Annotated in this window: 10 protein-coding genes; 6 read left to right on the top strand and 4 right to left on the bottom strand. The window is 46.3% G+C overall.

The window, feature by feature from the left end; translation table 11 throughout:
• Positions 1-158: 158 nt before the first annotated feature.
• Positions 159-2,387 carry a formate C-acetyltransferase gene (gene pflB, locus QUB25_RS22660; RefSeq protein WP_333186322.1) on the bottom strand — a complete coding sequence of 743 codons (2,229 nt, stop codon included), beginning with the start codon at positions 2,385-2,387 and terminating at the stop codon, positions 159-161.
• A 401-nt stretch (positions 2,388-2,788) separates the two neighbouring features.
• Here pflB and QUB25_RS22655 point away from each other — a divergent pair, with 401 nt between their 5' ends.
• On the top strand, positions 2,789-5,524 hold the full coding sequence (locus QUB25_RS22655) for a bifunctional acetate--CoA ligase family protein/GNAT family N-acetyltransferase (RefSeq protein WP_333186320.1): 2,736 nt from the start codon (positions 2,789-2,791) through the stop codon (positions 5,522-5,524).
• Between the two features lie 248 nt (positions 5,525-5,772).
• Here QUB25_RS22655 and QUB25_RS22650 read toward each other — a convergent pair whose 3' ends face one another.
• Complete coding sequence (locus QUB25_RS22650) at positions 5,773-6,375, bottom strand: superoxide dismutase (RefSeq protein ID WP_333063623.1); 603 nt, start codon at positions 6,373-6,375, stop codon at positions 5,773-5,775.
• A gap of 381 nt (positions 6,376-6,756) precedes the next feature.
• Between QUB25_RS22650 and QUB25_RS22645 the strand changes: the two genes are divergently transcribed.
• Positions 6,757-7,296: a phosphate-starvation-inducible PsiE family protein gene (locus QUB25_RS22645; protein WP_333186317.1), complete on the top strand. Its 540-nt coding sequence runs from the start codon at positions 6,757-6,759 to the stop codon at positions 7,294-7,296.
• A 173-nt stretch (positions 7,297-7,469) separates the two neighbouring features.
• Here the strand turns inward: QUB25_RS22645 and QUB25_RS22640 are convergent, their stop codons facing one another.
• On the bottom strand, positions 7,470-8,021 hold the full coding sequence (locus tag QUB25_RS22640) for a peroxiredoxin (RefSeq protein WP_333063620.1): 552 nt from the start codon (positions 8,019-8,021) through the stop codon (positions 7,470-7,472).
• Between the two features lie 119 nt (positions 8,022-8,140).
• On the opposite strand from QUB25_RS22640, the gene QUB25_RS22635 reads away from it, so the two are divergent.
• Complete coding sequence (locus tag QUB25_RS22635) at positions 8,141-9,481, top strand: peptidylprolyl isomerase (RefSeq protein ID WP_333186316.1); 1,341 nt, start codon at positions 8,141-8,143, stop codon at positions 9,479-9,481.
• Between the two features lie 109 nt (positions 9,482-9,590).
• Here the strand turns inward: QUB25_RS22635 and QUB25_RS22630 are convergent, their stop codons facing one another.
• Positions 9,591-10,301, bottom strand: a complete 711-nt coding sequence (locus QUB25_RS22630) for a tetratricopeptide repeat protein (protein WP_333186315.1) — start codon at positions 10,299-10,301, stop codon at positions 9,591-9,593.
• A 583-nt stretch (positions 10,302-10,884) separates the two neighbouring features.
• On the opposite strand from QUB25_RS22630, the gene QUB25_RS22625 reads away from it, so the two are divergent.
• The 3 genes from QUB25_RS22625 to QUB25_RS22615 all read left to right on the top strand — a co-directional run bounded on the left by QUB25_RS22625 (position 10,885) and on the right by QUB25_RS22615 (position 14,617).
• Positions 10,885-11,601: a pentapeptide repeat-containing protein gene (locus QUB25_RS22625; protein WP_333186312.1), complete on the top strand. Its 717-nt coding sequence runs from the start codon at positions 10,885-10,887 to the stop codon at positions 11,599-11,601.
• Between the two features lie 566 nt (positions 11,602-12,167).
• On the top strand, positions 12,168-12,899 hold the full coding sequence (locus tag QUB25_RS22620) for a cytochrome c biogenesis protein CcdA (protein ID WP_333233091.1): 732 nt from the start codon (positions 12,168-12,170) through the stop codon (positions 12,897-12,899).
• 305 nt (positions 12,900-13,204) lie between these two features.
• Positions 13,205-14,617, top strand: a complete 1,413-nt coding sequence (locus QUB25_RS22615; protein WP_333186309.1) for a cytochrome c biogenesis protein — start codon at positions 13,205-13,207, stop codon at positions 14,615-14,617.
• Positions 14,618-14,958 lie beyond the last annotated feature (341 nt).

Below are 14,958 nucleotides of genomic sequence, written 5' to 3'. Positions count from 1 at the left end.
TTGGCTTCAACTCCGCTCAGTCAGCCGTCAAGTTAAAGTTTTAGTTTGGGCTTCGATTCCGCTCAGCCAGCGGTTAAATCGTTAACGGAGCGAAGTCGAAGTTTGAGTTTGGGCTTTGCTCAGACAGCGTTTAGGTTGGTAGCTGAGCGAAGTCGAAGCTATACCCGTTCGTGGAATGTGCGTTTAATCACATCTAATTGCTGTTCGCGGGTAAGCTTGATGAAATTAACCGCATAACCGGAGACGCGAATTGTTAGCTGGGGATAGTTTTCTGGATGTTCCATCGCATCTAGTAATGTTTGCCGATCGAGCGCGTTAACATTAATGTGATGGCCGCCATCGTGGAAGTAACCGTCTATAAGACTAACTAGGTTGTTAGTCCGATCGTCCTCCATTCTGCCCAAGGCCTGCGGTAGAATCGAAAAAGTATTCGATATGCCATCTTGACAATCGCTGTAAGGCAGTTTTGCTACAGAAGATAAGGATGCGATCGCCCCACAGGAATCTCGGCCGTGCATCGGGTTAGCACCGGGAGCAAAGGGTTCGCCTGCTTTACGTCCGTCGGGAGTGCTACCAGTTTTTTTGCCGTACACTACGTTAGAAGTAATCGTGAGTACCGATTGAGTCGCTACAGCGCCGCGGTAGGTTTTGTGCTGGCGAATTTCGTTCATGAACCTTTGCACAAGTTCGATGGCTAGACTGTCAACGCGATCGTCATTATTGCCGTATTTGGGATATTCTCCTTCGATCGAGTAATCTACTGCCAAACCTTGCTCGTTGCGAAGCACCTTAACTTTAGCGTGTTTAATCGCCGAGAGCGAGTCCGCCACCACAGACAATCCGGCAATTCCGCAGGCCATTGTCCGGTAAACATCGCGATCGTGCAATGCCATTTCCAGGCGTTCGTAGCAGTATTTATCGTGCATGTAGTGAATGACATTCAGCGTATTGATATACGTTTTTGCCAACCACGCCATCATTTCCTTGAACCGGGATATTACCTCGTCATAATCGAGATATTCGGTAGTAATCGCTGGGAACTGCGGCGCGATTTGGTCGCCGGACTTCTCATCTTTACCGCCGTTAATCGCATAGAGCAAAGTCTTAGCCAAGTTAACTCGCGCGCCGAAAAACTGCATTTGCTTGCCAATTCGCATGGCAGAAACACAACAGGCGATCGCGTAATCATCGCCGTATTGAGGACGCATCAAGTCGTCGTTTTCGTACTGAATCGAACTCGTCTCGCTGGATACCTTCGCACAGAAGAGTTTGAAGTTTTCCGGCAAGTTTTCCGACCACAACACGGTGAGATTTGGTTCGGGTGCAGTACCGAGGTTGGAGAGAGTGTGCAAGAATCGGAAACTGTTACGAGTTACCAATGTTCTACCGTCAGTGCTTATACCGCCGATCGCCTCTGTTACCCAAGTTGGATCGCCAGAAAACAGATCGTTATAGTCTGGAGTTCGCAAAAACCGCACCATGCGGAGTTTCATTACAAAATGGTCGATCAGTTCTTGCAATTCTTGTTCGGAACTCGCGCCACTTTGCAAATCGCGCTCGAAATAAATGTCTAAGAACGTCGATACGCGGCCGAGAGACATCGCTGCCCCATTTTGTTCTTTCACTGCTCCCAAGTAGCCAAAATACACCCATTGGACAGCTTCTCGTGCGTTTGCCGCCGGACGGCCAATATCAAAGCCGTAGCTAGCAGCCATTTCTTTTAACTCAAACAAGGCCCGAATTTGCTCGGATAACTCTTCGCGCAAACGAATTGTTGCCTCGTCCATTGCGTCTAGTTCGAGCGATTCTTGCTGTGTTTTTTTATCATCAATCAGGCGATCGACACCGTACAAAGCAACGCGCCGATAGTCACCGATGATGCGCCCGCGTCCGTAGGCATCGGGCAAACCTGTGATGATACCAGAACGTCTCGCCAGACGCATCGAGCGCGTGTAGACATCAAATACACCATCGTTATGAGTTTTGCGATATTTAGTAAATATTTCTTCTGTTTGCCGATCCAGTTGATAGCCGTAAGCTTCTAAACCGGCTTTGACCACGCGAATTCCGCCAAAGGGCATAATCGCGCGTTTCAAAGGTCGATCTGTTTGCAAACCTACTATTTGTTCTAAGTCGCGATCGATGTATCCTGCTGCATGAGCCGTGATAGATGTGGGAACTTTTGTATCAACATCCAATACACCTTTTTCGCGCTCTTGCTTCATTAATTCCAGAACTTTTTGCCAAAGCTGCTGGGTTTTTTCGGTTGGTGCTGTGAGAAATTCTGCATTCCCTTCATAGGGGGTGTAATTCTTTTGGATGAAGTCTCTAACGTTGACTTCGTTTGTCCAGTTGCCTTCAGTAAAGCTGTGCCATTCTGCAAACATAGCTTGCTTTCACCTCAATTTTTTGTTAGCGATCGATCTTTTCTTCTTCGACCACTACATCTACTATATATTTAATTTCAATATTTTAACTACCCGGTTCGCTACTTGTTACAAAAATTGACTTGCTAATTTCGTGGGAAGAATTAAGATAGATAGTAGGCAGAACATCCTCGTGAATTGTTGAGGAATATCTGACCAAAGGGGTTCCCGAACTAACACTTTGACAACCGAAATGTTGTTTAAGGGCGGGTGGGTCGGAAACGCGCAATGAGATTTTTTGTCAGGAACCGCGAAGACCCGAAGAAGATGAAGAAAAAGCAGAAAAAAAGTTCGGATCGGATGCGGTAATTGTTATCGAAAGCCGAGCAATATTAATTGCTGATTAATTGAAGTAGGGTATTATGCAGATAAATTCAAGAAATCAAAGCACTGCGAGCGATCCGGCTCACGATATTTGGAAAGAACAGCGTCATCCGCTCGATCGGATTTTTGGGCCTCGCTCCGTGGCTGTAATCGGCGCAACAGAGAGAGAAGGAAGCGTCGGACGTACTCTGCTGTGGAACTTGATTCGGAGTCCGTTTGGCGGCACAGTTTTTCCGGTGAATCCGCAGCGCCGCAGCGTCTTGGGGCTCAAGTCTTATCCTGACATTGCTAGCGTCCCGGAAGTAGTGGATCTGGCGGTGATTGCTACGCCTGCTGCTGGGGTGCCGCAAGTGATCCGCGAATGTATCGCTGCTGGGGTGAAGGGAGCAATTATTGTTTCTGCTGGTTTTAAAGAGATTGGTGCGGCTGGGGAGGCTTTAGAACAGCAAGTTATGGCCGAGGCGCGTCGGGGCGGAATGCGGATTATCGGCCCAAATTGCCTCGGCGTGATGAATCCTGTGCTTGGGCTCAATGCTACTTTTGCAGGTACGATCGCCCGTCCGGGTAATGTCGCTTTCATCAGTCAAAGCGGCGCCCTCTGTACTTCGATCCTAGACTGGAGTTTGGGAGAAAATGTCGGTTTTAGCGCTTTTGTGTCGATCGGCTCTATGCTCGATGTCGGTTGGGGCGATCTGATCGAGTATTTCGGGGACGATCCTCATACCCACAGTATCGTTTTGTACATGGAATCTATGGGCGATGCTCGTTCGTTCCTGTCCGCCGCCCGCCCAGTGGCGATCGACAAACCGATCATCATTCTCAAGGTAGGACGTACCGCAGCAGCAGCAGCCGCCGCCGCTTCCCATACGGGAGCTTTGACCGGCAGCGATGACGTGCTTAACGCTGCTTTCCGCCGCTGTGGCGCCTTGCGGGTACATACGATTTCCGATTTGTTCGACATGGCAGAAATTCTGGCCAAGCAACCGCGACCGCAGGGAAACCGCCTGTCGATCGTCACCAATGCCGGAGGCCCAGGGGCGATCGCCACTGATGCCTTAATTAGCGACGGCGGTGCGCTGGCAGATCTGGCACCGGAGACGGTGCAGCAGCTTGATGAGTTTTTGCCGCCTCAGTGGAGTCATCACAACCCGATCGATATTTTGGGCGATGCTAGTAGCGATCGTTACGCCAAAACTCTAGAAGTGGTCGCTCCCGATCCCAATAGTGACGGATTGCTGGTCATCCTGACGCCACAAGCGATGACAAATCCCACCCAAACCGCAGAAAAACTCAAGTCTTACAGCCAACTCGGAAAGCCCTTATTAGCAAGCTGGATGGGCGGTGTGGAAGTGTCAGCGGGAACGCAAATTCTCAATCAGGCAAATATTCCGACTTTCCCCTATCCCGATACCGCCGTCAGGTTATTCAACTATATGTGGCGGTACACGTACAACCTGCGCGCTATCTACGAAACGCCTTCTCTCTCTGCTGATTGCGATGTCTGGTGTCCCGATCGATCGGCGGCCGCAAACATTGTGGCTTCTGCACGCAAACACGATCGCACTTTGTTAACAGAATACGAATCGAAGCAGTTGCTCGCAGCTTATGGGATTCCCACCATCGCCACATCCATCGCCACCACCGAGCGCGAAGCTGTGGAAATTGCCGAGATCCTCGGTTATCCAGTGGTGCTAAAACTGCATTCTGAGACGATTACTCACAAAACCGATGTGGGGGGCGTAAAACTAAATTTAGGCGATGCTAAGGCTGTAATTAGTGCCTTTGAGGCGATCGCCCAGCGGGTAAGGGCGATCGATCCTGCTGCGTTTCTCGGCGTAACCGTGCAGCCGATGGTGCATTTGGAAGGCTATGAACTAATTTTGGGTAGCAGTATCGACCCACAATTTGGGCCGGTGATGCTGTTTGGTTCCGGCGGACAATTAGTGGAAGTATTTCAAGATCGATCGCTGGCACTTCCGCCTTTAAATACCACCCTAGCGCGGCGGATGATGGAGCAAACGCGCATCTATAAAGCTTTGCAAGGAGTGCGCGGTCGATCGGCAATTGACCTGGTAAAACTCGAACAGTTATTAGTTCGTTTCAGTCAACTGATTGTAGAGCAACCTCAAATTGCCGAGATTGATATTAATCCGCTGCTGGTTTCTCCTGAAGGTGCGATCGCTCTTGATGCCCGCGTTGTTCTGCAAACAACGGAAAACGCCATTTCACCCGCGATTCGCCCGTATCCTACGCAATACGTTCAAACATGGTCAACTAATGGCGATCGTCCCATCACCATCCGTCCGATTCGTCCAGAAGATGAGCCGCTGATGGTGCTGTTCCACGAAGAACTTTCGGAAGAGAGCGTGTATTTGCGCTACGCTCACATGGTAAAGTTAAAGCACCGCATCGCTCACGAACGTTTGACCCGGATTTGTTTTATTGACTACGATCGGGAAATGCTGTTAGTAGCCGATCGTCAAGACCCGGAAACCTCAGAACACCGGATTTTGGGAGTAGCGCGTCTGAGCAAACTCCACGGCAAAAACGAAGCCGAATTTGCCCTGATCGTTAGCGATAGCTATCAGCAGCGCGGTTTAGGAACAGAATTATTGAGGCGGCTGCTGCAAATTGGTCAGGAAGAGAAATTACAGGCGATCGTCGGCTACATTCTCAATAGCAACTACAAGATGCAGAGCCTCTGTAAAAAACTAGGATTTGAACTCCAACCAGACCGAGGCGAAGGAATGTTGAAAGCTGTTTTTGTTTGCTAATAGCAAGTTTTGTTAAATAATATCAATTCCGGCTGCGCTGTAATGATATCAAATCCGCGTTTCATCGTCCAGAAAAAGTCGAATCAAGCTGCCGACAAATAATTCGCGCAATTTTCAGTTTTTTGATTCACCGTCAACCGTCAACCGTCAACCGGAATCAATATAATTCTCATTCATCACAACTTTCGTCCTCACTACAAACTTTATAGGTTTGTAGTGAGGACGAAAGTCCTCAAACTCAGATGCTACTAAGCCGCAGCCAAATTTGCTGCTGCGAAATCCCAGTTAGCCAAATTATCCAAGAAATTAGTAATGTAGTCGGGACGGCGGTTTTGGAAATCCAAATAATAAGCGTGTTCCCACACATCCAAAGTCAGCAACGGAGTTTGGCCGTGTGCAACCGGGGTGTCAGCGTTAGCAGTTTTGGTAACTTTCAAAGTGCCGTTGTCCACAACCAGCCAAGCCCAGCCGCTACCGAACTGAGTTGTCGCAGCAGTCTTGAATTCTTCTTTGAATTTGTCGAAGCTGCCGAAGTCAGCGTTGATTTTGTCAGCTAAAGCTCCTGTCGGAGTGCCGCCGCCGCCCGGTTTGAGGGAATTCCAGAAAAAATTGTGGTTCCAAACTTGACCTGCATTGTTGAAAATGCCTGCTTTGGATGGGTCTTTAGCAGATTCCTTGACAATTTCTTCAAGGGATTTGCTCGCCATTTCCGTTCCTTCAATCAGTTTATTCAGATTGGTCACGTAAGCAGCGTGGTGCTTGTCGTGGTGGAACGAAAACGTGTTGGCCGACATATGAGCTGGTTCTAGGGCGTCAGCGGCGAAGGGTAATGGTGCGAGTTCAAATGCCATTGTGTTCAATCCTCTCTGGATTACTTTTGGTTTTTGGGCTAACTTTCCGGCTTTTTTATGATTAAAGCCGAGAGTCGCTAGCTTGAGTTTATCAAGCTGTGGTCAATAATTCTTTACAATTTTCATATTTTATAGCAGTTGCAGCATTTTAGGATTTTGACTTCTGCTTTTCACGAGTCAAATCTACTAATAGCAGGTATGGAGTATCACAAACTTTGGCAAAATGTCAACCCGCCTGCGCGGTAAATAAAAGTTTATGGCAAATTGTCAACAGAGGGAATTTTTATAATGGTTATAAATAAATTAAACCGATTTTTTGTCAAAGATAAGCTCACTTTAACTTAAGCTGAAAACAAGTCAAACAGATTGCAGGAGCCGTCTATGCAAAACCGTTCAAATAACCAGATCAATCACCCCTCGCAATGGTTGAATCTGAAACTAATAGTCAGCGCTCTGGAAACAGTTCAAGATTTAATTGTAATTTCTTTGTGTATCGGTTTGTTTTGTTTCATGGTACTCGAACTGCGAGAAATGTTTTTCTCGCTGCTGCCTCCTTTGAATTTCCAGCAAGTGACGGCAGACATTCTATTTTTATTAGTTTTAGTGGAATTATTTCGGCTGCTAATTATTTACTTGCAAGAGCAGCGGGTTTCGATAGGTGTGGCTGTGGAAGTCTGTATAGTATCTGTTTTGCGAGAAGTTATCGTGCGGGGAGTGCTGGAAACTCCCTGGGTTCAAATATTATCAACAGGCGCTTTTTTGCTGGTTTTGGGAGTGTTGTTGGTAGTCCGAGTTTGGTTGCCGCCAACCTTCGAGGGAATTGACCCGGAACGCCGCCTTGCTAGCAGAAATAGAAAAATTTCCGAGCAGGAATTTTCTTCCGATTCTGTTGCAATCAAGAACCAGTTTAATTCTCACTGAGTATGGTGGCACAGCCGATTTTAGATTTTAGATTTACAACGTTTGTAGTGAGGACTAAAATCATCTGAAAATACAGAGGACTTTAGTCCTCACTACAAATACAAGCTTCATCAGCCATGCCCAATTATTAAAATCTAAAATCTAAAATCTAAAATCTAAAATTTAAAATGGTATTACCCGTTAGCCTGCAATTCCCCCAAACGAGCCAACACTTCTTTCGAGTGAATCGCCGGATTAATCTTCACAAAAGTTTCCCGTAAAACGCCTTCAGGGTCAATAATAAAACTGTGGCGCGCCGAGATAAAACTCATCCAAGAACCGTAAGCTTTACTCACTTTACCATCCGTATCAGCTAACAGCGGAAACTTCAAACCTTCAGAATCGCAAAATTCCGCATGGGAATCGACATCATCAGCGCTAATACCGATAATTTGAGTATTCTTTGCCAAGTATTTGGGCAAGTCTTCCTGAAATCTCCGCGCTTCGATCGTACAACCTGATGTAAAGTCTTTCGGATAGAAATAGACTACCAGCCACTTACCGCGATAATCCGACAGGGACACTTGTCCGTCGCCGCTGTTTGTCGGCAAACTAAAATCTGGCGCTGGTTGATTTACCGTCGGAAGCTTGCCACCGAGGGCCAATGCAGGTGCGGCAAAATTGAAACTTAGAACAACTAGACAAATGGCCAATAAAGTGCTAAAAAATTTGCGACGGGACATCATAAATTTAGAAGTAGAACTGTACTTAAGACAAGTTTACAGTTTTCTGATTAAATGGGTAGGGGCAATTCGCGGATTGCTTCTAAAACCCAAAGATCACTCACTCAAATAGCAATTTACCCATGAGCGCTGCACTCCCGTTAACAGGCAAAGCTATAGTAGTCCAGGTAATTAACGGTCAACCCGTTACGATCGAAGTAGACGGCACTAATGCCCCGATTACTGGGGGAAATTTTGTTGACTTAGTTGAACGAGGCATTTACGACGGGGTGATGTTTCACCGAGTTGTGCGCCAGCCAGATCCTTTTGTGGTGCAAGGAGGCGATCCGCGCAGCAGAGATACTACAATTCCCGCCAGTCAATTGGGAACGGGTAGTTTTATTGACCCGGATACCAATCAGCCGCGTTTTATTCCTTTGGAAATCAAGCCGCAAGGGGCCGCGCAACCTGTTTACAACCAAATTGTAACCCAGACGCCGCAGTTGCAGCACACTCGCGGGGCTGTGGCAATGGCTCGTTCTAATGCTTTGGATTCGGCTTCTTCCCAGTTTTATTTTGCTTTGGATGAGTTGCCATTTTTGGATGGTAGTTATGCTGTTTTTGGCAATGTTATTCAAGGCTTTGAAACAGTGAATGCGGTGCAGCAGGGCGATCGCATTTCGAGTGCAAAAGTCGTTGACGGCATCGTCCCGAGTCGGGTTTCTAGCATCATTACCGATGTTGATTTCCTTAACGATTCCATTAACATTAGCAATTTGGCAAATCTGCCTTTGCGACCCCTCAGATTGGCCAACACCCCGAACAACTATCAAGTCACTCCCCAAGACTATGAGCAAAATCCCGGCGGTGTAGTGGGAGGTAGCGCAAACGATCGCATCCTCGGTGAAGCCACGTATGGTGATGGAATTAACGGCAGCCAAGGCAACGATACCCTCACGGGCGAAGAAGGCGACGACTTTCTCAGAGGCGGCAAAGGTAACGACTCCATTAGCGGCGGTGTTGACGACGATATTATCAACGGAAATCTCGGCGACGATAATCTCAATGGCGATGCTGATAACGACGTTTTGCGAGGTGGCAGAGGAAACGATGTTTTAATCGGCGGCGATGGTAACGATGTTTTAATCGGCGATAGTGACAGCGATACTCTCATCGGCGGTGGCGGTAGTGATACGTTTGTTCGGGTTACGGGTGAAATTCTGGAGTTGGATGGGACGAGCGATATAATTCTTGATTTTAGGCCGGGAGATGGCGATCGTATTGGCTTGACCAGCCCTTTATCCAACACCTCATTCACCCAATCAGGCAGCAACACACTCATTCAATTTGGAGGAGCTACTTTGGCTGTGGTTCAAAATGCCACTCCTGCAGCAGTTCAAAATGCTGCTTTTGAAATTAACTTTTCTTCTGCTTACCTTGCCGATAACTTGCCCCCCGGAGACGCGGCCTTGAGAATTGGCTAACTTTAACAAGACTCACGCAATAAATATAAGGGTAGGGTGCACCGAAGAGCACCCTACCTGATTATCAATAGCCAATTCCCTATTCCCTATTCCCAATTGCCAAATTCAACTAACACCATAGCTTTGTAATTTGAGAAACTGCCTCTTGATAAGAATCCATTCTCCCCTGCTGCTTAAAAAGCCCTGCCGCCTTCTGAAAATCCTCAAATGCTCCCTGAACCTCTCTCAATTTATATCTAGTCAGTCCTCGGTTAAAGTAAGCTTTAGCAAAATCGCGATCGAGGCGAATTACGGACTCAAAATCAGCTAGTGCTGCCAGGGAATTTTCCATTTGCAGGTGGATAGCACCTCGGTTAAAGTAAGCTTGGGTTAAATTGGGGTTGAGCAGCAGTGCCGAGTTGTAATCTGCGATCGCCGCAGTATAATCTTTTAAACGAGTCAGCATAAACCCCCGATTGCTGTAATACTTTGCTCGGTAAGGATTGAGTTCGATGGCTGTAGTTAAATCTTCGATCGCCGATTGCTTGTAGCCTAATTTGTAGCGGGCCACACCGCGATCGTTGTAAGCTGACGCGAATTGCGGATTAATGTTAATTGTGGCTGTAAAATTTTTAATAGCGCCGTGCAAGTCTTGTTGTTCGAGATTTTTTAAACCCTGAGTGTAAAATTTTTTGGTACTAACTTTTAAATTTGCCTCTTGTCGGGATTCAGCTTGCTCCCCGGAAAATACGCCTGCAATATTAGTGAATCCCAAAGATTCGATCGAATTGAAAATAGTTGTGACAACTAATTGGCTTGGGAGAAGGGGGATAGTAGGCATGGGAGGAGTGGTGTTCAACTGTATGCTCTTATTTTCCTCCATACTTCAGCTACTGACAGTGATATCCGTAGTCTCAGGAACGTGATTAGTTTGATGAGATTTGGTGATGCTGGGGTATTGACTTGTGTGATGAAAGTTGGGCTAAGTTAGTGATGACGATCGCAATTTAGGAAAAATGCGTCTACAACCCTTTAAATATAAGGTTTTCAGGCTAGCTTGGCGGTTTCTTTCTTGCCATATTGACGGGATTGTTTGCAGGTATGCCCCTGGGAAAGCGATCGCAACTGCCTGCAGCAAGTATTACTTTGTAGCGATATTGCACTGGCAAACCTCGATCGAACTTGCGGTTATCTTATACCAGGTTTTTAGGAAAAATATTAGTTTGGCAGCGAGGCATTTGTGAAGCAACCGGGTTTCTACCTCAAAGCGCGTCTAAGACTGACTAAGTTAAGTTTGTACCTGCGTCAGCCCTGATTAACCTTTCACTACACTAATATTTTAGAGTAATCTTGCTGAGGAAAGTTGCAGATTATTTGCTATGCTTGGATTAAACATCAATAATTTATGGCGCAAATTAGTGTCAATGAAAAGAGTTATGAGGTTGAAAACTTTCTTCGCTGCCGTGTTGGCGATCGTCCTGTTCACTCTCTACTTAACTCCTCCTGTGATGGCTGCGAATGGGGAGGATGTGAGTCACCTATTAAAGGATAATTGGTGCGTCAGTTTTTTGTGGAAACAGTGCGATTTGAGCGCCGTCGATTTGCGGGGAGCCAATCTCCAAGAAGCCAATTTGAGCGGCGCTAATTTGAGCGGCGCTAATTTGTCCGGTGCTAACTTAAAAAATGCTGATCTTTCCGACGCAGACCTCACCGGCGCTAATTTAGCAAATGCTGATATTTTAGGCACGGATCTCAGTCGAGCCAATTTGACCGAAGCTAATTTCAACTGCACGAAGTTGTGGGATGCGAATCTGACTTTGGCAAATCTGAGCCGCGCCAATTTAGAAGATGCTAATGTCTTAGATTCTCGACTTTGGGGAAGCAATCTTACCGAAGCTAATTTAACGGATGCGACGCTGCACGGTGCTGACTTGCAATATGCTAATTTGGCCGACACTAATTTAACAGGTGCTGACTTGCACAGCTTCTTTTTCCGAGGTTCCAAACAAGTCACGAATTTGAGCAATGCTAATTTAGAAGGCGCTATTTTAACGGGAGCAAATCTCAGAGGTGCGGTGCTGGCAGGGGCAATAATGCCGGACGGGTCTATTAATGAAGAAAGTGGCTTTAATTTAAAGTAGAGTAAAATTAAGGTCTGCTTGAATAATTTCCACAACAGGCTTTAGGGCCGATTTCGCAGTCAATGAATTATCTGGGGTAGCGGCACCCGTTGCCAACAGCTTGTTGAGGATGCTGTCAAGATATCAATTTAAACCAGGGTGCGATCGACCTTTTAACTCTCAAGCTGCGCCCGTTGCCAACAGCTTGTTGAGGATGCTGTCAAGATATTAATTTAAACCAGGGTGCGATCGACCTTTTAACTCCGAACCAGTAAATTTCGCTGAAATCTTAAATCTCAAACCGAACCTGCGCGCATCTGTTACAATTTTCAACAAAGCCAGAACATCCCCGAACCTGAAGTCACCTGCCTAGGGATACCAGCCCCCGACAGGAGTCGTGAAGAGCAAAAATATTAGATATTTAGTTTAAACTCCCAGATTCATCTGTAGAGTAAATCTAAAATCTAAAATCGATCGGCTGTGGAGTCAATCTAAAATCTAAAATCTAAAATTTAAAATCTAAAATCGATCGGCTGTGGAGTCAATCTAAAATCTAAAATCTAAAATCTAAAATCTAAAATCGACTGATGGAAACCCTGCAAACTCAACTTTACGAACTCGCACAATTTGCTAATAATTTAGTAAATACTCAACTGACAAACCTCAGTCTAGTCAGCGTCGGAGTCATCTTTCTGGCAGGGTTGCTAACGAGCTTAACGCCCTGTATGCTTTCAATGTTGCCGATCACGATCGGCTACATCGGCGGATACGAAGCAAAAAGCCGCCTGCAAGCCGCCGCCCAGTCTGCGTGGTTTTCCCTGGGATTAGCCACCACCCTGGCGGGTTTGGGTATTGTAGCATCATTTGCCGGACAAGTTTATGGGAAAATTGGCCTGGGTTTACCGATTCTTGTCAGCATTATTGCTATTCTAATGGGGCTGAATTTACTCGAAGCTTTACCCTTACAAATGCCGTCTTTCGACGCTGTGGGGTGGGTGCCGAAAGATTTACCGGCGGGCGTGCGATCGTACTTATTGGGCTTAACTTTTGGTTTAGTAGCGTCTCCCTGCAGCACGCCGGTTTTAGCTACACTCTTAGCTTGGGTTTCCAAAACGGGAGATACAGTTTTAGGTGGTGTGTTGCTGCTGTTTTATGCTGCTGGCTACGTCGCTCCGCTGATTATAGCAGGTACTTTTACTGCCAGCATTAAAAAGTTGTTAGAATTACGTCGGTGGTCGAGTTGGATTACGCCTGTTAGCGGCGTTTTGCTAGTAGGATTTGGCGTTTTCTCTCTGCTTTCCCGAATCCTTCCCGCGTAATGCTTGTAGTAAGGACTTCAGTCCTTATTTAGAGATATAGCAATCACTACGGAATGCGTGAATTAAGTTTTTTTTTAAACGAACCGCGCAGACGGGAAGAACACGAAGGAAGAAAGAAAAGAGAAAGACTTCAAAATTGATTGAGACTTTCTCAATAAAAATAATAATATTTTTTCATCTGTTGTTTTTCCGTCCTTTTTCTTCCTTCTCCCTTCTTCCATCCGTTACATTCGTTACACAATCCGTTGCCGAACTTCCTTCCATCCGTTACAAAATCCCTTGCCGAACTTCCTTCATAATTACCAATGACATCAAAAGAAGTATTTCTATCAAAACTCTCAAACTGGGCGACTGCCCCTCAAAGGTTTTTCAAGCGAGAAATCTTGCCGGTGCTAGCAGATTTGCGGCTAGCAATTATCTTGCTGCTGACGATCGCATTTTTCAGCATTTCTGGAACCGTCATCGAACAAGGCCAATCAGTACCCTTTTACCAATCTAACTATCCAGAACACCCCGCTTTGTTCGGCTTCCTAACTTGGAAAGTTGTGCTAATTGCAGGACTTGACCACGTATACCGCACTTGGTGGTTTTTGTCAATCCTAATTTTGTTCGGCAGCAGCTTAACAGCTTGTACATTTACCCGACAATTTCCCGCATTAAAAGCCGCCCGCCGCTGGAAATTTTATGAAGAACCAAAGCAGTTTGAAAAATTAGCTCTGAGTGCGGAATTAGAAACAGTTGCTTTAACTTCATTAGAACCACTTTTGCAGCAAAAAAACTACCGCATATTTCGAGAAGGCGAAAAAGTTTATGCTCGCAAGGGAATAATTGGCAAAGTCGGCCCGATTATTGTTCACGCCAGTATGCTAATTATTTTAGCTGGGTCGATATGGGGCGCAATGACGGGATTTCTAGGTCAAGAAATTGTTCCCAGCGGCGAAACATTTCAGGTGCAGAATATCTTGGATGCGGGGCCTTGGGCCGGGCCGCAAATACCGAAGGATTGGTCGATGCGAGTTAATCGGTTCTGGATTGATTATACTCCCGAGGGCGGAATCGACCAATTTTACTCTGACCTGTCAGTTTTGGACAAAACAGGCCAAGAGGTCGATCGCAAAACTATTCACGTTAACGAGCCCCTCAGATACCGGGGAGTCACATTTTATCAAGCAGATTGGGCAATAGCGGCTGTGCGAGTTCGCCTCAACAAAAGCCCGGTTTTACAATTGCCAATGGCTCAGCTAGACACTCAAGGTAAAGGCCGAATTTGGGGTGCTTGGATTCCCACAAAACCAGATTTGAGTGCGGGAGTTTCTCTGCTAGCAAAAGACTTGCAAGGAACAATGTTAGTGTACGGTACTGATGGCAAATTGTTAACTACAGTTCGCGCCGGCACCGCGGTAGAAGTTAACGGAGTCATGCTGACAATTGACGAAGTTGTAGGCAGTACGGGATTGCAAATTAAAGCCGATCCGGGCATTCCGATCGTTTATACTGGCTTCGGGTTGTTGATGCTTAGCGTGCTGATGAGCTATCTGTCTCACTCGCAGATTTGGGCTTTGGAAAAAAACGGCAAACTATACGTCGGCGGGCGGACAAATCGCGCTCAGGTGACTTTTGAAAGAGAAGTTGTGGAGATTTTGGACAAGTTGGCAGAATCGAAAACCGCAGAGGAAAAAAGTGCGATCGCCCCGACTTCTGTTGCAAGTCAAAGCTAACCGTAGGGTGCGCTAGGCGCACCTTACACTAACGATAAATATCAACAAGATTAGTTGAGTTTGTAGGGTGCGTCTTGCCAGATATGTCGAGGTGGTTAATGTGAAACTTAGAAAAAGCAGAAAACCACTATTTCACGTTCTGATTTTTCAAATTTCAAGTAATAAAAATTACTATACGGAGTTTTGGTTTCAAAATCCAAACGCTGAAACGTCCGTCAATCGGTACTCTCCGGTGGGCGACAAACTCAACCGATGGCCAGTGTACACCCTACAAACTAGGATATTTTCAGCGTTTGAACGACTTTTTGACTACCTTGAGAGGGCTGCCCTGACGCACCCTA

Origin of the sequence: Microcoleus sp. B3-D7, from assembly GCF_036705305.1 — a bacterium.
Taxonomy (GTDB): domain Bacteria; phylum Cyanobacteriota; class Cyanobacteriia; order Cyanobacteriales; family Microcoleaceae; genus Microcoleus.
The sequence above is the reverse complement of the archived record's forward strand: the minus strand, read 5'-3'. Positions and strand labels throughout refer to the sequence as shown.

Coding starts and splice junctions, on each gene's coding strand:
- pflB (WP_333186322.1), bottom strand. CDS start 2,387: ATGTTTGCAGAATGGCACAGCTTTACTGAAGGCAACTGGACAAACGAA.
- QUB25_RS22655 (WP_333186320.1), top strand. CDS start 2,789: ATGCAGATAAATTCAAGAAATCAAAGCACTGCGAGCGATCCGGCTCAC.
- QUB25_RS22650 (WP_333063623.1), bottom strand. CDS start 6,375: ATGGCATTTGAACTCGCACCATTACCCTTCGCCGCTGACGCCCTAGAA.
- QUB25_RS22645 (WP_333186317.1), top strand. CDS start 6,757: ATGCAAAACCGTTCAAATAACCAGATCAATCACCCCTCGCAATGGTTG.
- QUB25_RS22640 (WP_333063620.1), bottom strand. CDS start 8,021: ATGATGTCCCGTCGCAAATTTTTTAGCACTTTATTGGCCATTTGTCTA.
- QUB25_RS22635 (WP_333186316.1), top strand. CDS start 8,141: ATGAGCGCTGCACTCCCGTTAACAGGCAAAGCTATAGTAGTCCAGGTA.
- QUB25_RS22630 (WP_333186315.1), bottom strand. CDS start 10,301: ATGCCTACTATCCCCCTTCTCCCAAGCCAATTAGTTGTCACAACTATT.
- QUB25_RS22625 (WP_333186312.1), top strand. CDS start 10,885: ATGAAAAGAGTTATGAGGTTGAAAACTTTCTTCGCTGCCGTGTTGGCG.
- QUB25_RS22620 (WP_333233091.1), top strand. CDS start 12,168: ATGGAAACCCTGCAAACTCAACTTTACGAACTCGCACAATTTGCTAAT.
- QUB25_RS22615 (WP_333186309.1), top strand. CDS start 13,205: ATGACATCAAAAGAAGTATTTCTATCAAAACTCTCAAACTGGGCGACT.